The sequence below is a fragment of the Pseudomonas jessenii genome, assembly GCF_002236115.1.
Classification (GTDB): Bacteria; Pseudomonadota; Gammaproteobacteria; order Pseudomonadales; family Pseudomonadaceae; genus Aquipseudomonas; species Aquipseudomonas jessenii.
The window spans coordinates 88,656-108,692 of sequence record NZ_NIWT01000003.1; the positions used below are offsets into that span (position 1 = coordinate 88,656).

The 20,037-nt window shown below is 59.9% G+C and carries 24 protein-coding genes; 11 read left to right on the top strand and 13 right to left on the bottom strand.

The window, feature by feature from the left end:
• Position 1: 1 nt before the first annotated feature.
• A complete protein-coding gene (locus PSJE_RS09505) occupies positions 2 to 1,348 on the top strand; it encodes a class II 3-deoxy-7-phosphoheptulonate synthase (protein ID WP_090457065.1) in 1,347 nt (448 codons plus the stop codon).
• Positions 1,349 to 1,445: 97 nt separating this feature from the next.
• Here PSJE_RS09505 and PSJE_RS09510 read toward each other — a convergent pair whose 3' ends face one another.
• Positions 1,446 to 2,675, bottom strand: a complete 1,230-nt coding sequence (locus tag PSJE_RS09510) for a winged helix-turn-helix domain-containing protein (RefSeq protein ID WP_090457067.1) — start codon at positions 2,673 to 2,675, stop codon at positions 1,446 to 1,448.
• A 64-nt stretch (positions 2,676 to 2,739) separates the two neighbouring features.
• On the bottom strand, positions 2,740 to 2,955 hold the full coding sequence (locus PSJE_RS09515) for a DUF1127 domain-containing protein (protein ID WP_008049076.1): 216 nt from the start codon (positions 2,953 to 2,955) through the stop codon (positions 2,740 to 2,742).
• A gap of 95 nt (positions 2,956 to 3,050) precedes the next feature.
• Here PSJE_RS09515 and PSJE_RS09520 point away from each other — a divergent pair, with 95 nt between their 5' ends.
• A complete protein-coding gene (locus tag PSJE_RS09520) occupies positions 3,051 to 3,905 on the top strand; it encodes a LysR substrate-binding domain-containing protein (protein ID WP_057713818.1) in 855 nt (284 codons plus the stop codon).
• Here the strand turns inward: PSJE_RS09520 and PSJE_RS09525 are convergent.
• Positions 3,895 to 4,644, bottom strand: a complete 750-nt coding sequence (locus PSJE_RS09525) for a sulfite exporter TauE/SafE family protein (RefSeq protein WP_057713817.1) — start codon at positions 4,642 to 4,644, stop codon at positions 3,895 to 3,897. The two genes, PSJE_RS09520 and PSJE_RS09525, sit on opposite strands and share 11 nt — an antisense overlap.
• Before the next feature lie 111 nt (positions 4,645 to 4,755).
• Here PSJE_RS09525 and PSJE_RS09530 point away from each other — a divergent pair, with 111 nt between their 5' ends.
• The 4 genes from PSJE_RS09530 to PSJE_RS09545 all read left to right on the top strand — a co-directional run bounded on the left by PSJE_RS09530 (position 4,756) and on the right by PSJE_RS09545 (position 8,071).
• Positions 4,756 to 5,712, top strand: coding sequence for a LysR family transcriptional regulator (locus PSJE_RS09530; RefSeq protein ID WP_090457967.1), 957 nt, complete (start codon positions 4,756 to 4,758; stop codon positions 5,710 to 5,712).
• Between the two features lie 67 nt (positions 5,713 to 5,779).
• Positions 5,780 to 6,241: a MarR family winged helix-turn-helix transcriptional regulator gene (locus tag PSJE_RS09535; protein WP_090457069.1), complete on the top strand. Its 462-nt coding sequence runs from the start codon at positions 5,780 to 5,782 to the stop codon at positions 6,239 to 6,241.
• A 362-nt stretch (positions 6,242 to 6,603) separates the two neighbouring features.
• Entirely contained in the window at positions 6,604 to 7,023 is a 420-nt protein-coding gene (locus PSJE_RS09540) for an organic hydroperoxide resistance protein (RefSeq protein WP_046031808.1), read from the top strand.
• A 34-nt stretch (positions 7,024 to 7,057) separates the two neighbouring features.
• Positions 7,058 to 8,071, top strand: coding sequence for an alpha/beta hydrolase (locus tag PSJE_RS09545; RefSeq protein WP_090457071.1), 1,014 nt, complete (start codon positions 7,058 to 7,060; stop codon positions 8,069 to 8,071).
• A gap of 174 nt (positions 8,072 to 8,245) precedes the next feature.
• On the opposite strand, the gene PSJE_RS09550 is transcribed toward PSJE_RS09545, so the two are convergent.
• Positions 8,246 to 8,815 carry an elongation factor P gene (locus tag PSJE_RS09550; RefSeq protein ID WP_007943632.1) on the bottom strand — a complete coding sequence of 190 codons (570 nt, stop codon included), beginning with the start codon at positions 8,813 to 8,815 and terminating at the stop codon, positions 8,246 to 8,248.
• Between the two features lie 48 nt (positions 8,816 to 8,863).
• Entirely contained in the window at positions 8,864 to 10,006 is a 1,143-nt protein-coding gene (gene earP / locus PSJE_RS09555) for an elongation factor P maturation arginine rhamnosyltransferase EarP (RefSeq protein ID WP_090457073.1), read from the bottom strand.
• Positions 10,007 to 10,130: 124 nt separating this feature from the next.
• On the opposite strand from earP, the gene PSJE_RS09560 reads away from it, so the two are divergent.
• Together PSJE_RS09560 and PSJE_RS09565 are read left to right on the top strand one after the other, a co-directional pair.
• Positions 10,131 to 10,541: a hypothetical protein gene (locus PSJE_RS09560; RefSeq protein ID WP_090457075.1), complete on the top strand. Its 411-nt coding sequence runs from the start codon at positions 10,131 to 10,133 to the stop codon at positions 10,539 to 10,541.
• A gap of 2 nt (positions 10,542 to 10,543) precedes the next feature.
• Positions 10,544 to 11,026, top strand: coding sequence for a GreA/GreB family elongation factor (locus PSJE_RS09565; protein ID WP_090457077.1), 483 nt, complete (start codon positions 10,544 to 10,546; stop codon positions 11,024 to 11,026).
• A gap of 16 nt (positions 11,027 to 11,042) precedes the next feature.
• On the opposite strand, the gene cysB is transcribed toward PSJE_RS09565, so the two are convergent.
• The 5 genes from cysB to PSJE_RS09590 all read right to left on the bottom strand — a co-directional run bounded on the left by cysB (position 11,043) and on the right by PSJE_RS09590 (position 14,997).
• Positions 11,043 to 12,017, bottom strand: a complete 975-nt coding sequence (cysB, locus tag PSJE_RS09570) for an HTH-type transcriptional regulator CysB (protein WP_015094029.1) — start codon at positions 12,015 to 12,017, stop codon at positions 11,043 to 11,045.
• Positions 12,018 to 12,130: 113 nt separating this feature from the next.
• Complete coding sequence (locus tag PSJE_RS09575; RefSeq protein ID WP_056727114.1) at positions 12,131 to 12,634, bottom strand: universal stress protein; 504 nt, start codon at positions 12,632 to 12,634, stop codon at positions 12,131 to 12,133.
• A 95-nt stretch (positions 12,635 to 12,729) separates the two neighbouring features.
• Complete coding sequence (locus PSJE_RS09580; RefSeq protein ID WP_046043378.1) at positions 12,730 to 13,635, bottom strand: 5'-nucleotidase; 906 nt, start codon at positions 13,633 to 13,635, stop codon at positions 12,730 to 12,732.
• A 25-nt stretch (positions 13,636 to 13,660) separates the two neighbouring features.
• Positions 13,661 to 14,614 (bottom strand): putative 2-dehydropantoate 2-reductase, encoded by a 954-nt coding sequence (locus PSJE_RS09585; RefSeq protein WP_090457079.1) that lies wholly within the window; start codon positions 14,612 to 14,614, stop codon positions 13,661 to 13,663.
• Positions 14,611 to 14,997 carry a thioredoxin family protein gene (locus PSJE_RS09590; RefSeq protein WP_057713808.1) on the bottom strand — a complete coding sequence of 129 codons (387 nt, stop codon included), beginning with the start codon at positions 14,995 to 14,997 and terminating at the stop codon, positions 14,611 to 14,613. The genes PSJE_RS09585 and PSJE_RS09590 overlap by 4 nt, the downstream gene beginning before the upstream one ends.
• Between PSJE_RS09590 and PSJE_RS09595 the strand changes: the two genes are divergently transcribed.
• Positions 14,996 to 15,439: a PilZ domain-containing protein gene (locus PSJE_RS09595; RefSeq protein WP_079246728.1), complete on the top strand. Its 444-nt coding sequence runs from the start codon at positions 14,996 to 14,998 to the stop codon at positions 15,437 to 15,439. The two genes, PSJE_RS09590 and PSJE_RS09595, sit on opposite strands and share 2 nt — an antisense overlap.
• 187 nt (positions 15,440 to 15,626) lie before the next feature.
• A complete protein-coding gene (locus PSJE_RS09600; protein WP_007973561.1) occupies positions 15,627 to 16,703 on the top strand; it encodes a 3-deoxy-7-phosphoheptulonate synthase in 1,077 nt (358 codons plus the stop codon).
• Between the two features lie 86 nt (positions 16,704 to 16,789).
• On the opposite strand, the gene PSJE_RS09605 is transcribed toward PSJE_RS09600, so the two are convergent.
• The gene (locus PSJE_RS09605; RefSeq protein ID WP_007973562.1) at positions 16,790 to 17,077 is read right to left on the bottom strand and encodes a GNAT family N-acetyltransferase; all 288 of its coding nucleotides are present in this window, start codon (positions 17,075 to 17,077) and stop codon (positions 16,790 to 16,792) included.
• A gap of 640 nt (positions 17,078 to 17,717) precedes the next feature.
• Here PSJE_RS09605 and oprI point away from each other — a divergent pair.
• Entirely contained in the window at positions 17,718 to 17,969 is a 252-nt protein-coding gene (gene oprI / locus PSJE_RS09610) for an outer membrane lipoprotei OprI (RefSeq protein ID WP_003199355.1), read from the top strand.
• Positions 17,970 to 18,092: 123 nt separating this feature from the next.
• Here oprI and PSJE_RS09615 read toward each other — a convergent pair whose 3' ends face one another.
• Together PSJE_RS09615 and PSJE_RS09625 are read right to left on the bottom strand one after the other, a co-directional pair.
• Positions 18,093 to 19,067 carry a L,D-transpeptidase family protein gene (locus PSJE_RS09615; protein WP_057713807.1) on the bottom strand — a complete coding sequence of 325 codons (975 nt, stop codon included), beginning with the start codon at positions 19,065 to 19,067 and terminating at the stop codon, positions 18,093 to 18,095.
• A 641-nt stretch (positions 19,068 to 19,708) separates the two neighbouring features.
• Positions 19,709 to 20,002: a hypothetical protein gene (locus PSJE_RS09625; RefSeq protein ID WP_003226812.1), complete on the bottom strand. Its 294-nt coding sequence runs from the start codon at positions 20,000 to 20,002 to the stop codon at positions 19,709 to 19,711.
• Positions 20,003 to 20,037: the final 35 nt, after the last annotated feature.

Consider the following 20,037-nt stretch of genomic DNA (forward strand, 5'->3'; position numbering starts at 1 on the left):
GATGAGCCAACCCTGGAGCCCCGACAGCTGGCGCGCCTTGCCGATCCAGCAACAACCCCAATACCCCGACGCCGCGCATCTGCAGCAGGTCGAGCAGACCCTGGCCAGCTATCCGCCGCTAGTGTTTGCCGGTGAAGCCCGGGAGTTGCGCCGTCAGTTTGCCGAGGTGACCCAGGGCCGCGCGTTTCTGTTGCAGGGTGGCGACTGCGCCGAAAGCTTCGCCGAATTCTCCGCGGCGAAAATCCGCGACACCTTCAAGGTGTTGTTGCAGATGGCGATCGTGATGACCTTTGCCGCCGGCTGCCCGGTGGTCAAGGTCGGGCGCATGGCCGGGCAGTTCGCCAAGCCCCGTTCGGCCAATGACGAAACCATCGATGGCGTGACCTTGCCCGCCTACCGTGGCGACATAGTCAACGGCATCGGTTTCGACGAAAAAAGCCGCGTGCCGGACCCGGAACGCCTGCTGCAGTCCTATCACCAGTCCACCGCCACCCTGAACCTGTTGCGTGCATTTGCCCAGGGCGGTTTTGCCGATCTGCACCAGGTGCACAAGTGGAACCTGGACTTCATTGCCAACTCGGCGCTGGCGGAAAAGTACAGCCACCTGGCCGACCGTATCGATGAAACCCTGGCATTCATGCGCGCCTGCGGCATGGACAGCTCGCCGCAGTTACGCGAAACCAGTTTCTTCACCGCCCACGAAGCGCTGCTGCTGAACTACGAAGAAGCCTTCGTGCGTCGCGACAGCCTGACCAACGACTACTACGACTGCTCGGCCCACATGCTGTGGATCGGCGATCGCACCCGTCAGCTGGACGGCGCCCACGTCGAATTCCTGCGCGGGGTGAACAACCCGATCGGGGTCAAGGTCGGCCCGAGCATGAACCCGGACGACCTGATTCGCTTGATCGACGTGCTCAACCCGCTGAACGATCCGGGTCGCCTGAACCTGATCGCGCGGATGGGCGCGAACAAGGTCGGCGATCACTTGCCTCAGCTGATCCGCGCCGTCCAGCGCGAAGGCAAGCAGGTGCTGTGGAGTTCGGACCCGATGCACGGCAACACCATCAAGGCCAGCAGCGGCTACAAGACCCGCGACTTTGCACAGATCCTTGGCGAGGTGAAGCAGTTCTTCCAGGTACACGAAGCCGAAGGCAGTTATGCCGGGGGTATCCACATTGAAATGACCGGGCAGAACGTGACCGAGTGCATCGGTGGTGCGCGCCCGATCACCGAAGATGGCTTGTCGGATCGCTACCACACCCACTGCGACCCGCGGATGAATGCCGATCAGTCGCTGGAGCTGGCGTTTTTGATTGCTGAAACCTTGAAGCAGGTTCGGCGCTAGATTTTGCTTCTCTGATAGACCGCCATCGCGAGCAAGCTCGCTCCCACATTGGACCGCGCTCCCCTGTGGGAGCGAGCTTGCTCGCGAAGAGGCCAGCTCAGCCACCCTCAATCTGTGCCAGTGCCACCCGCAACCTCGCCGCACTCGCCCGCGGGCAATTCAGCTGAACCTGTGCCAGCCCCAGCCAATCCGCCATCTGCCGCAGATTGACCGCCAACGCCAACATCCCCTCGTCGTCCAGCCCGGATTCCTCTTCATGCACCGCATGTACTGCCAATCGGCCGGTCGCCCGCTCGGCGCGCAGATCGACCCGTGCGGCAATCCGTTCGTTGTGCAAAAACGGCAGGACGTAATAGCCGTAAACGCGCTTGTCCTGCGGCGTGTAGATCTCCAACCGATAGCGGAAATCGAACAGCCGCTCGGTCCGGCTGCGTTCCCAGATCAGCGAATCGAACGGCGAAAGCAAGGCACTGGCCACGACTTTACGCGGTATTTTTGGCTCGGGCAGACAATAGGCCGGTAGTCGCCAGCCCTGCACTTCGCAGGTCAGCAATTCCCCGGCCTCGACCAACTCGGACAAACGTGGACGACTGTCCGCAGGGTTCAAGCGGAAATAGTCACGCAAATCCTTCTCCGTACCGACCCCCAAGGCCGTTGCCGCATGCCGCAACAGTCCGCGCTGGGCCTCGTCTTCACTCAGGACGGGGTGCGCAAGCACCGCCGAGGGAATCACCCGCTCCGGCAGATCGTAGAGCCTTTCGAATCCGCGTCGTCCGGCAACAGTCACTTCACCGGCAGCGAACAACCATTCCAGCGCATGCTTTTCCGCGCTCCAGTCCCACCAGGGACCGGCCCGCTCCTGACGGGTCGACAGACTTCCGGCACCCAACGCGCCCTGCTCCTCGACCGAAGCCAGCACCCGGCGAATGGTGTCTTGCTGCTCACGGCCAAAGCGCGCCAATTGCTGATAAATGTCTTCGCCACGGCTCGCACGCTGCATGCGCCAACGCATCAGCGGGAACATGGAAAGTGGCAACAACGAGGCTTCATGGCCCCAATACTCGAACAACGTACGGCGCCGGCCCTGACTCCAGGCAGCCTGGTCGAGCAAATCGGAGGAGTAGTTACCGAGGCGGGAAAATAGCGGAAGGTAGTGCGAACGCACCAATGCATTGACCGAATCGATCTGCAAAATGCCCAGCCGTTCGATCAGACGATTGAGCGCAACAGCCTTGATCGCCGCTGGCGGCGACCGCCCGTTGAACCCTTGGGCGGCCAGCGCCAGACGCCGAGCCTGTTTGAGGGTAAAGGACAACGTTGCGGGCATGGGTGCCTCCTTGTCTGCTCGCAACCTACCTCACCGGTAAGGGGTTTGTGTAGCGTGGCATTCATCATTTATGCATCGGGTCATTCCAGAACGGCTTGATCGACTCGTTCTCCACATCCGCACGGCTCATGCCGATGTCCTTGAGTGCTTCGTCGCTCAAGCTCGCCAGCAATTCGCGCTCGCGATGCAATTCGTACCAGCGGCCGACCTTGTGCAGCAGATCGGATATCACGTGAATCGAGTGTTTTTCTGATCCTTGGAACTCATGTTGACCTTTCATCTTGTTGCCCTCCGTTTGGATGGCTCCAGTCTCGCGCCGGGTCTAAGATCAATCCAACGAATGTTTCTGATGTCACATATCTCGGAGATTGATGAATGTCGGCCTACCCGAGTATCGATACCGAAGTGTTGCGCACCTTCGTCGCCATCGCCGACCAGGGCGGCTTTACCCGCGCCGGGGAATTGGTCAACCGCACCCAGTCCGCCGTCAGCATGCAGATGAAACGACTGGAAGAAGATGTGCTGCAGCGTCAGTTGTTCCAGCGCGACGGGCGGCAGGTGCGACTGACGGCTGAAGGCCAGGTGCTGCTCGGCTATGCGCGACGCATCCTCAAGCTGCACAGCGAGGTCTTCAATACCTTGCGTGAGCCCGACATGGTCGGCACGGTGCGTATCGGCACGCCGGACGATTATGTGATGCGGTTCCTCCCGGGGATTCTGCGCCGGTTTGCCCAGTCTTACCCGCTGATTCAGATAGAAGTGCACTGCGAATCATCCAAACAACTGTTGATGCGCCAGGACCTCGACCTGTCAATCGTGACCCGCGAACCGGGCAGCGAAATCGGCCAGTTGTTGCGCAAGGAACGCTTTGTCTGGGCCGAGGCACAATGCTACAGCGCCCACGAGCAGACGCCGCTGCCACTGGCGATGTTCAACAGTGATTGCTTCTGCCGCCAGTGGGCCTGCAATGCCCTGGATGCCCGGGGGCGCGATTACCGGGTGGCGTACAACAGCGACAGCCTGTCGGCGATCATGGCCGTGGTCAGCGCCGGCCTGGCCGTCACGGCGCAACTTGAAAGCCTGATCACCGCGGACATGCGCATCCTCGGTGAGGCCCAGGACCTGCCGCTGCTGCCCGAGGCCAGCATCATGCTCGTGCGCAACCTGCATAACCCGTCACCCATCACCGAGTGCCTGGCCGAGCACATCATCGAAGGCTTCAAACTTTGAAGGCGAGCATCACCGCACAGAACACCAGGAACCCGCAAAACAGCCCGCGCAGCAGCCGCTCCGGCAATGCGTGGGCAACCTTCACGCCCCAACTGATGCTCATCAGCCCACCGACCGCCAAGGGCAAGCCGATCACCCAGCTGACCTGATGGTGCGCGGCGTAAGTCACCAGCGTCACCCCCGTACTCGGCAAGGCCAGCGCCAACGACAGCCCCTGCGCAACCACTTGGCTCGTGCCGAACAGACTGGTCAGCACCGGTGTCGCCACCACCGCGCCACCCACGCCGAACAGCCCGCCCATCGTACCGGATGCAGCGCCAAGCAGGCCCAGCCAGGGCCATGAGTAGTTCATCTGCGAAGCCGGCGGAGCACTGGCGGCGAACATGCGAACGAGGTTGTACGCCGACAGTGCGATCAGAAAGGCGACAAAGCCTATGCGCATGGTTTGCGCATCAATGCCCACCGCCCAGATCGACCCGAGCCAGGCGAAGCAAAACCCCATGATGGCCAGCGGTAACGCGTGACGCAGTTCGATCCGGATGCGCTGATGATAGCGCCACAGCGCCAGCATCACGTTCGGCACCACCATCACCAGCGCGGTGCCTTGGGCAATCTGCTGATCGAGCCCGAACAGCACGCCCAGCAGCGGAATGGCGATCAGGCCGCCGCCGATGCCAAACAAACCGCCGAGCGTGCCCAACGCAGCGCCGAACACCAGATACATCAAGAACTCAATCACAGCATTTTCCCCGTTGCCGTCAGGCCTTTGATCCTACGCAGTTGCTTCTGGCACGGAAACGCATAGCAACGCACAATGGCTGTGCCAAATTCGCACAAGCACAAACCTGCCATGAACCCCAATCAACTGACCGACCAACTGGCCTTGTTCCTCGACGTGCTGGAAACCGGCAGTTTTTCCGCCGCCTCGCGCCGTCATCCGCTAACCCCTTCGGCCGTGGCACGGCGTATCGACAGCCTGGAAAGCGCGGTCGGCAGTCAGCTGTTCCTGCGCAGCACGCATGCGGTACGCGCCACGCCGGCGGGATTGGCCTTTGCCGAGCGCGCACGGCGGATCGTCGCCGAATTGCGCCTGGCCCGGGCCGAGGCGGTGTCCCTGAGCAGCGCGCCGGAAGGCCTGATTCGTATCGATGCGCCGGCAGCCTTTGGTCGCCGGCACCTGGCACCGGTGATTGCCGATTTCCTGATGCTCTACCCCGGGCTCGATGTGCAGCTGCACTTGATCGACAGCTTCGTCGACATGCAGGGCCTGAACCTCGGCAAGGTCGATCTGGTGCTACGCGCCGGGCAATTGGCCGATACCCGGCTGGTGGCCACGCCACTGGCGAGCATGGTGCGTATCGCCTGCGCCAGCCCTGATTATTTGCGGCGTCGCGGCGTGCCGACCGAGCCGACACAGCTGATTGAACACGACGGACTCGACTGGGATGGCCTGGCTCCGCCCTTCGCCTGGCGTTTCGAGCGCGACGGGCAAATGCAGTTGCACCGCCCGGCGCGGATCCGCATGAGCGCCAACAATGCCGAGGCGCTGGTGTGCGGCGCATTGGCCGGACTGGGTATCGCGCACCTGCCGACCTGGCTGGCCAGCGAATACCTGTTGCGGGGTGAGTTGCTGCCGCTGTTCTGCGACAGCGGTCTGCCGAAACCGGAAAGCGCCGGCATCTACGCCTTGCGCCTGGAACAGCAGCCAAACTCCCGCAGTCGCTTGTTGCTGGAGTACCTGAAAACCCGCTTCAGCCCGATTCCGCCCTGGGACCTGGTGCTGCAAACCCATTTGCAACGGCACTGATCAAAATTATCTGGCGCATTAAAGATTCGCCCGCTAGATTCTTCAGATCACAGATCAAGGCTTCGACATGACCACCGAGCGCAACACCCCGGACAACTGCGACAACCTGCTGCTGGACAATCAGGCCTGCTTCGCCCTGCATTCCACTTCGCTGATGATGACCAAGGTCTACAAACCCTTGCTGCAAGCGCTGGGCCTGACCTACCCGCAATACCTGGCGATGATGGTGTTGTGGGAAAGAGACGGTTTGACCGTAGGTGAAATCAGCACGCGGTTGCTGACCGATCCTGGCTCGTTGACGCCGCTGCTCAAGCGCCTGGAAGCCGAAGGCCTGCTCAGCCGAACCCGCAGCCGCGAAGATGAGCGGGTGGTGATCGTCGAACTCACCGAACAGGGCCGGGCGTTGCGCGACAAGGCCCGGGACATTCCCCAATGCATCCTCGGCGCCAGCGGGATGACCCTGGAGCGCCTGAAAAACCTGCAGGCGGAACTGCAGGAGTTGCGTCGCCACCTGCAAGACAGCCTCTAGTCTCCAAACCACCACAAATCCCTTGTGGGAGCGAGCTTGCTCGCGATGGCGGTGTATCAGTCAGCATCATTGCTGAATGTGAGACTGCAATCGCGAGCAAGCTCGCTCCCACAGCGGCTCTGCGGCCCACCAGAAAATCGGGTTCGCCACCCTCCCCAGAAAAAAACCCGCTGAAAATCCCCCTCGATAGCTCTAACTCAATACTTTCAACCTAAACCACCTCACAGCCTTGCGTCTTTTTTCAAATTTCCTTGAAAATTTATCTTGCGCACTAAACATTAGCGCGATACATTTATTTCGCACTTATTTAGCGCGCAAACATTTAGCGCAAAACAAACAAAACCCTGAACGAGGCTTTCACCATGCAAACTCTCTACACCGCAATCGCAACCTCCACCGGTGGCCGTGACGGTCGTGCGGTTTCCAGCGACAACATCCTCGACGTCAAGCTCGCCACGCCCAAAGAACTCGGCGGTGCCGGCGGCGCAGCCACCAACCCAGAGCAACTGTTCGCTGCCGGCTACTCCGCCTGCTTCATCGGTGCCCTGAAATTCGTGGCCAGCCAGACCAAGCGCAGCATTCCTAACGACGCTTCGATCACCGCTCATGTCGGCATCGGCCAGATCCCTGGCGGCTTCGGCCTGGACATCGACCTGCACATCAGCCTGCCGGGTCTTGAACAAGCCGATGCTCAAGCACTGGTCGATGCGGCCCACCAGGTCTGCCCGTACTCCAACGCCACCCGTGGCAACGTCGATGTGCGTCTGCACGTAACCGTCTAAGCGCTGACTACCCAGGCCCGAACAGGAAACGAACATGAACACTTTCAGCAAAGTCTTGACCGGTACCCTTCTCGCCTTGTCCATCAGCAACGCGTTCGCAGGTACCGGGGTTGAACACAACACCCAGGCGTTCCTCGACGTTCTGAACGCCGGAACCGGCAAGCCGATGGAGCAAATGACGCCCGCCGACGCCCGCGCCGTGCTGGTGGGCGCGCAGGCCGGGGTGAAGCTGACGCTGCCAAAAGCCGATGTCAGCCAGAAGACCATTCAAGTCGACGGCCAACCGATCAGCCTGACCATCGTCCGGCCGGCCGGGGTCAGGGGCGAGCTGCCGGTGTTCATGTTCTTCCACGGCGGTGGCTGGGTGCTGGGGGACTTCCCGACCCACGAACGGCTGGTGCGTGACCTGGTGACGGGTTCGGGTGCCGCGGCCGTATTCGTGAACTACACGCCGTCGCCGGAAGCGCATTACCCGGTGGCGATCAACCAGGCTTACGCCGCAACCCGATGGGTGGCCGAGCACGGCAAAGAGATCAACGTCGATGGCCAGCGCCTGGCGGTAGCCGGCAACAGTGTCGGCGGCAACATGGCGGCTGTGGTTGCGCTGATGGCCAAGGACAAGGGCACACCGGCGATCAGGTTCCAGGTGCTGTTGTGGCCGGTGACTGATGCCAACTTCGAAACCGCGTCCTACAACCAGTTTGCCGAAGGGCACTTCCTCACCAAAAACATGATGAAGTGGTTCTGGGACAACTACACCACCGACGCCAAGCAACGGAACGAGATCTACGCCTCGCCACTGCGCGCAACCACCGCCCAGTTGAAAGGATTGCCTCCAGCGCTGGTGCAGACCGCCGGGGCCGACGTATTGCGCGACGAAGGCGAAGCCTACGCCCGCAAGCTGGACGAGGCCGGTGTGCCAGTGACCTCGGTTCGCTACAACGGCCTGATCCACGACTACGGTTTGCTCAACGTAGTGAGCCAGGTGCCAGCGGTGCGTTCGGCGATGTTGCAGGCTTCGCAAGAGCTCAAGGAACACCTGAAATAAAAACTGTGGGAGCGAGCTTGCTCGCGATAGCGGACTGTCAGGCAACATCTTTGTTGAATGGTCGGACGCCATCGCGAGCAAGCTCGCTCCCACAGGGTTTCTGGTTGAACCCGAAATCGAAGGCAAAAAAAAGCCCGACTCAATGGTCGGGCTTTTTCATTCCTGAAGCTGTGCTTATTTGGCACGGCCTTTGTAGGAACCGCCTTCGCGGGTATCGATCTCGATCATGTCGCCGATTTCGATGAAGTCAGCAACCGACAGCTCGGTACCGTTCTTCAGTTTGGCAGGCTTCATCACCTTGCCGGAAGTGTCGCCGCGAGCGGAACCTTCGGTGTAGTCAACCTGACGCACGATAGTGGTCGGCAGCTCTACGGAAACCAGACGCTCTTCGAAGAAGATCGCTTCGCAAACATCGGTCATGCCTTCTTCAACGAAAGGCAGAACGGCTTCGATGTCTTCAGCGTTCAGCTCGTACATGGTGTAGTCGGTGGTGTCCATGAACGTGTAGGTGTCGCCGCTGATGAAGGACAGGGTCGCTTCTTTGCGGTCGAGGATTACGTCGTCCAGTTTGTCGTCGGCGCTGTAAACGATCTCGGTCTTGTAACCGGTCAGCAGGTTTTTCAGCTTGGTCTTCATGATCGCGCTGTTACGACCGGACTTGGTGAATTCAGCTTTCTGAACCAGCCAAGGATCGTTTTCGAGACGAATCACGGTCCCGGGTTTCAGTTCTTTACCAGTTTTCATTGCGAATATCCGAATTTGGATGGGATTTACAAAAATCTAGGCCGCGTATCATATCCAATTTCCATAAAACTGTACCAGCGCCGTGGCAAGATCGGCCTGCAAGGCCTGCTCCAGACACCACGCCTCAGCGTGTTTTTCCAGCTCTGGCCAGTGTTTACGAGTGAATTGCCAGTGGTCGGCCATTTTTTCACCGGCGTTCCACGCCCGCCAGAGACCGCTGATCGCCTCCCGCGCAGGCGCAGATAACCCCTTCACATAGAGTTCGAGGAAGGCTTCGAGCTTGTCCAGGTGGATGTCTTCTTCTTGCCGGTAGATTTGCCAGAGAAATGGCCGGCCAGCCCATTGGGCGCGCACAAAGGAATCTTCGCCGCGCACGGCATTGAAATCGCAGCACCACAGCAACCGGTCGTACTGGTCCTGGCGGACGAATGGCAGCACTTGCACGGTCAAGGCATCACGCACATGCACGGCACCGGCCGCCAAACCCTGTACACCGAGCCAACGCTCGACGTCGCCGAGAATCCGCCCTTCCGGCACCAGCAGATGAGCGGCAGTAGAATCGCCGGCCATTGCATCGAGCCAACTGGCCAGACCGGTGTTTTCGTAGGCAAACAATGAGATCAGCTGCGCGCCGGGCGCAGGATCAACACCCAAACCTTGCAGGAATTTTCTTTGAGCCTGCGGGTTTTGCTGAAATTGCCGACGCAGCTCCAGCAACCCTCGCTCACGCAGCAGTCCGCCGGTGCCCTTCTTGAATCCTGGGAAGAAGAAGAACTTCTGCACGTTTTTGTACTTCACCGAGGGCAAACCATGGCAGCCAATGACCCAGTCCTCGGCGCTCAGGTAATCCAGGTTCATCCACAGCGGCGTCTTCTCCCGTTCGGCCATGGCCTCCATATAGGCGCTCGGCAATTGGCAGGCAAATGCAGCAATCACCACATCGGCGGCTTCGGTCGGTTGCCACTCGGCTGGCCATTGGCGCACTTCGACGTCTTGCTGCAACTGCCTGGGAGCATGGATGTCGATTTCCGGGCACAGGCGCTCGAACGCTCGCAGGTCATCGACCCATAGACGCACCGCCAGCCCATGTTCGGCCACCAGTTGCCGGGCCAGTCGCCAGGTCACGCCGATGTCGCCGAAGTTGTCGACCACGGTGCAAAAAATATCCCAGCGGGTTTTCATTTCAGGCATTCCAGGCTCCCGTTGGCAAAGGCGCCGATTGTCCGCATAAATTACCCCGTGCAGAAGAGCCGACGGCGATTATTCTTCATGCGACAATCGCCACTCGCCAGTGACCTTTCGCCAGGAGGCAACCATGCCCCACCGCCCCACTCCGCGCCGATCTTTCCCGATCAGCCTCAGCGCCCTGCAACTGACCGGCAGTATCGCCCTCGGCATGTGGCTCGGGTTCATTGCCATTGTGTTGACCTGCTGGCTCGCGTCGCGCCTGCTTTTCAGCGAGCAACTCGCCCCGGTCGCGGCGGCGGTTGAGCAGCTGGCCCAACCACCCGCAGCGGCTCAACCGCTGCCGAACATTCCGCCACAGAGCCCGCTGTTCGAGCAATATGAAGAAAACCTGCGCAAGAACGAACAGCAGCAACGTCTTGATCAGGCACGCAGCAGCAGTCGCAACCTGGCCAACCCGAACTGTCAGTTCTGGCTGCAACAGGACCAGACTGCACCCAGCGCAAAAAGCCGCGCCAACGTCCTGCAATTCTGCGATTGATCATGAATAAGCAAACCGTCCACCAACTGATTATCGACAGGCTGCGGATCGATCTCGACATCGCCGAACGGGCCGCGCAAACCGCCTACGAAACGGCGACCCACGAAGAAAACATCGCCGAGAACAAGTACGACACCCTGGGGCTGGAAGCGTCCTATCTCGCGGCCGGGCAAGCCAGGCGGGTCGAGGAAATTCGCCAGTCACTGAGCCTCTGCCAGAACCTCGCCCTGCGTCCGTATGACGATCAGCGGGGCATCGAAGTGGGCGCGCTGCTGGGGCTGGAGGACGAAAAGGGTCGCGAACAATGGCTGTTTCTGGCCCCCGATGCCGCCGGGCTGAAGGTCGACCTGGTGGGGCAACTGATCACCGTCATCACCCCGCGCTCACCGCTGGGCAAAAGCCTGCTGGGCAAGTTCGAGGGCGATGAGGTGGAGATCATGGTGGCGGGCGCTCGGCAACAGTTCGCTGTCACCGAGGTGGTTTGACCGGCAGGAAACGCTATCAGTGAACGGGTAGTTCGACACCTTCGAACAGCTCTTCCAGTTCCTGCTTGTTGTGGCACTGAATGGCCTTGGCCATGACTTCGCGGGTCAGGTGCGGCGCGAACTTCTCGATGAAGTCGCACATGAAACCCCGCAGGAAGGTGCCGCGACGGAAGCCGATCTTGGTTACGCTGGACTCGAACAGTTCGCTGGCATCGAGTACCACCAGGTCGCTATCGAGCTTGGTGTCGACAGCCATTTTGGCCACGATGCCTACGCCCAGACCCAGGCGAACATAGGTCTTGATCACGTCGGCGTCGGCGGCGGTGAACACCACTTTCGGCGTCAGGCCGCGATGGCTGAAGGCTTCGTCGAGTTTCGAACGGCCGGTAAAACCGAACACATACGTCACGATCGGGTATTCGGCCAGTGCTTCGAGGGTCAGTTTCGACAGTTTGGTCAGCGGGTGGCCCTGAGGCACGACCACGCAACGGTTCCAGCGGTAGCACGGCATCATCACCAGATCACCGAACAGCTCGAGCGCTTCGGTGGCAATGGCGAAATCCACGGTGCCGTCAGCGGCCATTTCGGCGATTTGCATCGGCGATCCCTGATGCATGTGCAGGGCCACGTCCGGGTATTGCTTGATGAAATTGCTGATTACCGGCGGCAACGCATAACGCGCCTGGGTATGAGTGGTGGCAATCGACAGGGTGCCTTTCTTCTCGTTGGAGAACTCCTGGGCGATCTGCTTGATGCTTTCAACCTTGCGCAGAATCTCGCCAGCGGTGGTGATGATGCGCTCGCCGGCCGGGGTGACACGGGTCAGGTGCTTGCCGCTACGGGCAAAAACCTCGACGCCCAGTTCGTCTTCCAGCAGACGGATCTGCTTGCTGATGCCCGGTTGAGAGGTGTAAAGGCTTTGGGCTGTAGCGGAAACGTTGAGGTCGTGGTGCGCCACTTCCCAGATGTAGCGCAATTGTTGAAGCTTCATATGAATCCCTCAAAGCAGGTAGACGCCACGGGCATCAGCGACGGTATATAACTATATTAATGGCTCGAAGAATAAATCTAGAACTTTTTTATCAAATTGCCATTATTCGTGTTCTAGCGATCCCCTTGACGACGACGTTGCACCAGCGGCACCAGATAGACCGGCACCTTGGACAGTTGCAACACTCGGGCGGCGGTTCGCCCCAGAGGCGTTTCCGCACCAGCACCATGGCTGTGACTACCTACGATCAACAAATCCACGGAGAGTTTCTGCGCCTGGTCCAGAATCACCTGCGACGGATCGCCCTGCAGCACCCGTACTGCCTGAATCCGCTCCAGGTCGTGCTCCCCTTCATCCCCCAACTCCTCACGAAAACTGTCGAGCACCCGCTGCTCGATACTGGCAATCACCGTATTGAGGCCCTGGCTGTGAAACTCGTTCAGCGCCTGTTCATCGAGATAACTTTGCAGCACCGATTCGGCAAACAACCCCATGGGTTCAACCGCATGCACGACATACAAACTGGCATTGAAGGTCCTGGCCAGTTCCAGGGCATGCTGCATCACCACGGGCGCGTACAGACCAAGGTCAGTGGCATACAGCATCGAACGAATCATATGACCTCCTCGACTGCCAACATGGCGGAGATTTGATTCAGCTTAGCAGTGCCTTGGCGACTACGACGTCCCGCGCAACGCATTGAACGGTGGGCTTAAACCTTTTGCTCGTTGCTTATGCCATGGGGCACATGACCGGTGGCGACGACTTCTCTGGCCAACTCGCAGTGACCGGCCTGATCGTCGAAAAACACGTCGGCCGCGAAGGCTTCGAGAAAGGCCGACTTGGTCAGGCCGCCGAGGAACAGCGACTCGTCGAGACGGATGTCCCATTCACGCAACGTGCGAATGACCCGCTCATGGGCCGGCGCCGATCGCGCCGTGACCAGCGCGGTACGGATCGGACAGGTGTCCTCCGGGAACTCACGCTGCAACAGGTTGAGGGCCGCGAGAAACCCTTTGAACGGCCCACCGCGCAACGGTTCGCGGGCGGCCTCACGCTCGCTGGCCTGGAACGCCTCCAGACCACCGGCCTGATAAATGCGTTCCGACTCATCGGAAAACAGTACCGCGTCTCCATCGAAGGCAATGCGTAACTCGTCGCTGGCCGCACGGCTGGCACCGCCCGACAGAATGGTCGCTGCCGCGAACCCGGCGTCCAGTGCATTGCGCACGTCTTCAGCGTGGGTCGAGAGAAACAGGTCGCAGCCAAAGGCCTTGAGGTAGGGATACGGACTGCGCCCGCCGACAAAGGCCGCACGGGAAATGGCCAGTCCGTAGTGGTCAATCGAGTTGAATACCCGCAGCCCGGTGTCGGCGCTGTTGCGCGACACCAGAATCACCTCGACCCGGGCGCGGCCGAGGCTGTTGTTGAGGTTCAGGAGTTTCTGCACCAACGGGAAGGCATCGCCGGGCTCGAGGATTTCGTCTTCGTGTTCGATCTGATATTGCCGGTAGGCCTCGACACCACTCGACAGGTAGACCTTGTGGCTTTCGCTCAGGTCGAACAGCGCCCGCGAAGAAATCGCCAGCACCAGCTTGTCGTCAATTGCCTTTGGCATGCCCTTCCCCCTCAGGTCGGTCGACTCAGGTATTGCGTCGATCAATGAAACTCAAACTGCGATACAAGGCCTCGATGCGTGGCATCTCACACCCGGCTGCCTTCGCCGCCGCCAAAGGCCGGGCGTAGATCGCGGCCAGTTCCAGCGGTCGCTTGTGCAAATAATCGTGGTACATGCTCGGCCAGTAGTCGGGCATCTTTTCGGTCACCATGAACAAATGCTCGGCATAGCCTGCCGGTACGTCGTGCCCGCAGGCAACAGCGCCTTGCACCACTTCAGCCATCAGCGCCTTGACCAGCTCGCGGCTGTCGGCATCGGCCATCAACGGTGTGGTGCTCGCCCCCAGCAAAACCGAGAGACCGTTGTAAGGGATATTCCAGACCAGTTTTTGCCAACGCGCCTGATGCAGATTCGCCATGGCCTGGGAATCGAGGCCGGCGCTGCGAAACAGCCCGACGCCCTCCTCGACAATTGCGCTGCGTGCCGGCCCATCGGCGGGACCGCTGTGATAACCCACATGGACCGCGCCCAGCGCCTGATGGGTAATGACACCCGGCGCCTCGCGATGGACGCAGATGTAGCAGAGCCCTCCAAGCACATGCAGCGAATCGGGGAGCAACGCGCGCAGGCTGTCTTCGACGTCCAGGCCGTTTTGCAACAGCAGTACCTTGGCGCTCGGTGCCGCCGCCTGCAGGATGGCAGGTGCCAGGTCGGCGTTGCTGGTGGTTTTCGCGCCCACCAGCAGCCAATCGCAAGGTGGCATGTCTTGCGCGTCCGAATAGGCCTGCACCGGGTTCAACGTCAGTACACCGTGGGGCGCGCTATCGACTCGCAAGCCATGCTCGGCCACCGCGGAGAACTCGCTGCGCAGCAGAAAATGCACATCAAAACCGGCACGTGCCAGCATCACCCCGTAGAAACCGCCGATTGCGCCGGTCCCGATAATGCCGATCGTCGGCTTGGCAACTGTCCCCATCATGGCAACTCCTCTGCTGTTCGACTCAGCGCCTGGTGCACGGCCCGATTAAGCTCGGTGCCGGTCAGGCGCGATTTCAGTGCTCCAAAGAATTCACCGTCGCGAACGACAAACAGCGCCGGCAAGTGAAAAACCTGATAACGCTCGACCACCCCGCCGTTGTTGCCGGCATCGATCCAGCACAGTCGATCGACTGCCAGGTCGAGTGTCGGCAATTGCTCGCGGGCAAAACGGCAACTGGCGCAGCCGACACTGGTGAAAATGACCAGCGATACACCGCTCATCGCCAGCAGCCGTTGGTCGGCGTCAAAATCGGTCAGTTCCAATTCGACCACTATACTGGGAGGAACAATGTCAGATGGCCGACACATGGAGTCTGTGTTCATGGGACGATTCATTCCTCACCCTGACGATGTGCCCGTCGAATTAACGTTGCTGAAACCTGAGTGTCTTTCGCGACGACAGCTGCACACTATCAGTCTCGGGGGCATGGCTTGCAATTATCACCGTGCGTGGCGTCACGGCACGGCGCTGGAGGTACGCATGCCGACCGTGAACCCGGACATGCGCTACCTGGGCTATGTCGCCTGGTGCCTGCGACGCAAGCGCGGTTATCTGGTAGGCATCGCTTTCGTCGATGAACAAACGCTGTTCAGCGCCCGGATGGGCGAACAGGTGTGCCAGATCGAACGCTACTGCCGCCTGCATGAGGCCCACGAAGACTTGCAGGACATCCAGGCCCTGGCCCTCGAATGGGTCCAGGAGCATGCCGACGAGTTCTCTCACGATTCGGTGCGCAAGGCTTTTGCGCAACCGGTGCTGGAATAGAGGCATTCTTGATCGGTTTGCCCCTCGCGGCAGGGAAACTGACTGCGAAACCCCACCAAACCGGCGTCTGCCCATTGTCGAGCCACGGTGTAACGCGCTAAGGTTCAGCTCCCCGACGCGCTTAATTTGCTGTGCTCCGCCGCGCGGGTTCGCTGGCGGCCGGCACCCGTGACCTGACGAGTAAACGATGGCTGATTTACCGATCAACGACCTAAACGTCGCCTCCAACGAGACACTGATCACTCCCGATCAGCTCAAGCGCGATATTCCCCTGAGCGACGCCGCACTGCGCACCGTCACCAAGGGCCGCGAAGTCATTCGCAACATTCTGGATGGCACCGACCATCGCCTGTTCGTCGTCATCGGGCCTTGCTCGATCCACGACATCAAGGCCGCCCACGAATATGCCGAGCGCCTGAAAGTTCTCGCCGCCGAAGTGTCCGATACCCTGTATCTGGTCATGCGCGTGTATTTCGAGAAGCCACGTACCACCGTCGGCTGGAAAGGCTTGATCAACGACCCGTACCTGGACGACTCGTTCAAGATCCAGGACGGCTTGCACATCGGTCGCCAGTTGCTGCTGGACCTGGCCGAAAAAGGCCTGCCGACCGCCACCGAAGCCCTCGACCCGATCTCCCCGCAATACTTGCAGGACCTGATCAGCTGGTCGGCCATCGGCGCGCGCACCACCGAATCCCAGACTCACCGTGAAATGGCCTCCGGTCTGTCCTCGGCCGTCGGCTTCAAGAACGGCACAGATGGCGGCCTGACCGTGGCGATCAACGCCCTGCAATCGGTTTCCAGCCCGCACCGCTTCCTGGGTATCAACCAGGAAGGTGGCGTGTCGATCGTGACCACCAAGGGCAATGCCTACGGTCACGTGGTGCTGCGCGGCGGCAACGGCAAACCGAACTACGATTCGGTCAGCGTTGCGCTCTGCGAGCAGGCGCTGAACAAGGCGAAGATCAAGCCGAACATCATGGTCGATTGCAGCCACGCCAACTCCAACAAGGATCCGGCCCTGCAACCGCTGGTGATGGAGAACGTCGCCAACCAGATCCTCGAAGGCAACAAGTCGATCATCGGCCTGATGGTTGAAAGCCACTTGAACTGGGGCGCCCAGGCGATCCCGAAAGACCTCGCCGACCTGCAATACGGCGTGTCGATCACCGACGCCTGCATCGACTGGACCGCGACCGAAAACACCTTGCGCAGCATGCATGCCAAGCTCAAGGATGTGCTGCCTAAACGCGATCGCAGCTGATCGCCTGTTTGGCGGCGCAAAAAGCACACACAAAAAAAACGCCGGGCTGGACCCGGCGTTTTTTTATGTGTTCGTTTTGTTGAAGGTCACTGACTCAGCTTGGCCGCATGCCGCTGGTGACGCTCCATGTAGCGCTCGACGTAGGAGCACGATGGAATGACGGTGTAGCCCATTTCGTCAGCGTACTCCAGCGCCTTCTCGGTCAAGGCTGCCGCAATACCGCGACCACGCAATGCGTTGGGCACGAAGGTGCGATAGATATCCAGGGTCTGTTTCCCCAGATCCATATAGGTCAGATAGGCACGATGACCGTCCACATTGGTCTCGAACTGATGACCAGCCTGGTCATGGTGGATGGACAACGCCTCGCTCATCACTACTCCTCGCGGGTCTGGAATTCCGACCCCTACCTTACCGATGTTTTTCCGGCGAAGGAACATCTACGCCACCCCGTGCCTGAGTGGGCACCGAGAAGAGCTGCACCGATCTCGCGCTACCGAGCACGTACAAATAGTAGGCACCATTGGCAGAAATGCTCAAGGTGCGCTCGTCATCGTGCGGGTTGGCGGGTGCTGCTCCGGATCACGCAGGATTGCGCTCGACCGAAGATCACTCCGGGTCGATAGCCTGAACATTGCCGGATGTTGAGACTTAAGACGAGCGCCCGCTGTTAAAGTCACCTGAACATCGAGAAAGATATTGGGAGGCGCTACGCAAAAGCCGAACAAAAGTGTAGACGAATCCATGTAGGCGGACTTTAGCCAGGCGGGAAAAAGAGCGGTGTGCCGAAGGAACTTTTTCTCTCCAGTTCGCTCAGCCACGGGCCTTGCAGCTGGATATTTTTTAAACAGTTCAGTTAAAAGTTGCTCGAAAAAGAATCAACGCCTACAATTTTTTTTGCTTCTTGCGTCACGTCAGTTTTACTTACTACAAGTAATGGGTAGTATGTACGCCGGCTCTTTCCTCAATCGGAGGAGATAGCTACTTAATAGAAAGTCCTTGAAGGGGAACACGATGAACAACGTTCTGAAATTCTCTGCTCTGGCTCTGGCCGCAGTTCTGGCTACCGGTTGCAGCAGCGCATCGAAAGAAACCGAAGCACGTCTGACCGCTACTGAAGACGCAGCTGCTCGCTCCCAGGCTCGTGCAGACGAAGCTTACCGTAAAGCTGATGAAGCTCTGGCTGCTGCTCAAAAAGCACAACAGACTGCTGACGAAGCTAACGAGCGTGCTCTGCGCATGCTGGACAAAGCTAGCCGCAAGTAATAATCCTTCGGGATTGTTATCAAGCCGACCCATTTTTTGGGTCGGCTTTTTTATTGCCTGGCGTTTCTCCAGGCAATAAAAAACCCGTCGACGCTGTCCGCGCCGACGGGCTCTTTGCCAGCGTTACTGCAGCGGGTCGATCGGCATGCTCGATACCATCGGTGCAACGCCGTTGCCCGGCACAGCGATCTCAACCGGCAGGCCGTCTTCAGCGGCGACCACATCACGCACCACATCCCAGTTCATACGCAGGTTGTTGGTGATGTCTTCACGCTTGAGCATCGCATTGATGACTGCGGTGTGCTTGTCGACCACCGACGGGTTGCCCTTGTCGTCCAGCGGCGTATGCGCCTCCAGATAGACCTTGCCGCCACTCAGACCAAACTTGTACGGGTCGTTGATGATCCGCACGGACGTTCCGACCGGTACCATGCCCGCCATTTCCAGCACGTTGTTGTTGAACATGCGGAAGCAACCGTGGCTGGTGCGCATGCCGATACCGAACTTCTTGTTCGAACCGTGGATCAGGTAGCCCGGTGTGCCCAGGGTGAACTTGAACGGCCCCAGCGGGTTGTCAGGGCCGGCCGGCACGACGTTGGGCAGCGGATCACCGTCTGCTGCGTGCTCGGCCTTGATCGAAGCCGGAGGCGTCCAGGTAGGGTTCGGTGTCTTGGCGGTGATGCTGGTGTGGGCAATCGGCGAGCCCCAGCCTTCACGACCGATACCCAGCGGGAACGTGTACACCACGTTCTTGCCTTTCGGGTAGTAATAGAGGCGGTACTCGGCCAGGTTGATCACGATGCCTTCACGCGGACCTGGTGGCAGGATGAAGCGAGTCGGCAGAATGATTTCCGTACCGGCGCCAGGCAACCAGGCATCGACACCCGGGTTGGCCGCGACCATTTCCGTGTAGCCCAGATCGTAGGCGGTACCAAGGTCGGCGAAGGTATCTTCGTACTTGGCCTTGATCACCTGCACCTGGCCGATGATGTCCTCACCGGGCGGTGGCAGGGGAAGCTCCAATGCTGCGACTGGACCGGCCACTAAGAGGGCGGCAAGAGTCAGGCAGCGGGTGACGGCAGGAAAGCGCGACAACATCCGGAAAATCCTATGCATGATCAACTGAGAGTATAAGAACGCGATTGTACACTGCAGTCCGTTATTTCGGGGAGATCGCCCGATTACAGGCAGTGCGGGCCGATTTTGCGATTATCTTCGATCCCGTGTAGGAGCGAGCTTGCTCGCGAAAAACGCCAGGACAACGCGGGCATTCAGGCAGCACGCGTTATCGTTGACGTCCATCGCGAGCAAGCTCGCTCCTACAGAAGAGCAGAGCAACGGCAGGTCGGCGTACACCCGTGCTCTTTACCACTCATCAGGCCGAGCGTTAGCTCGCCTGCAGCTTTTGATCTTGATCCACCCGCCCCCTCGGCAGGCTGAGTGGAGGTGTTCATCAGGGGGCAGGCGCGCAGCGCCGTTCGACGAAGTCGAACACATCGAGAGGAGGTCGTCGCGAAGCAGACCGGAGGCGATGCGCCCTGATGAATACCGGAGCGAAGGAACCCCGAGCTTTAGCGAGGGGCCGTACGTAAGGGGCGAGACCTATGGTTCCTTTGGGGCGTTTGCCAAAGGGACTCGCCGTAAGGGCGAAACCATAAGCCGCCGTTACCGCAGCAACGGATATGTACACGGTCAACAAAAGACAGGTCGGCTCGAAGGCCGCCCCGACTCCTGACAGATCAAAGCTCAAACCGCAATTCAGGCCAGATCGGCGACGTCCCCCGCTTCTGCGACTCAAGAATGGCCCGGCACAACGAACACAGCCGCTGGTCCTGAAACACCCGGCGATCAACACTCGACCAGCGCGGTTGCGCCGGCAACAGACTGCCGCACAGTGTCCGGTCCGCCGAACCGCCCAACTCCAGCTGACGGGTCACCAGATGCACCCGCACTTCCTGGCAGGCGAACAGATCCAGCTGTTCGTCAGGCTCGATCAGTTGATAGGCAAATAGTGACCAGGCGGGACGCGGCATCGGGGGCTCCAAATCGGGGGCGCCACCTTAGCCGA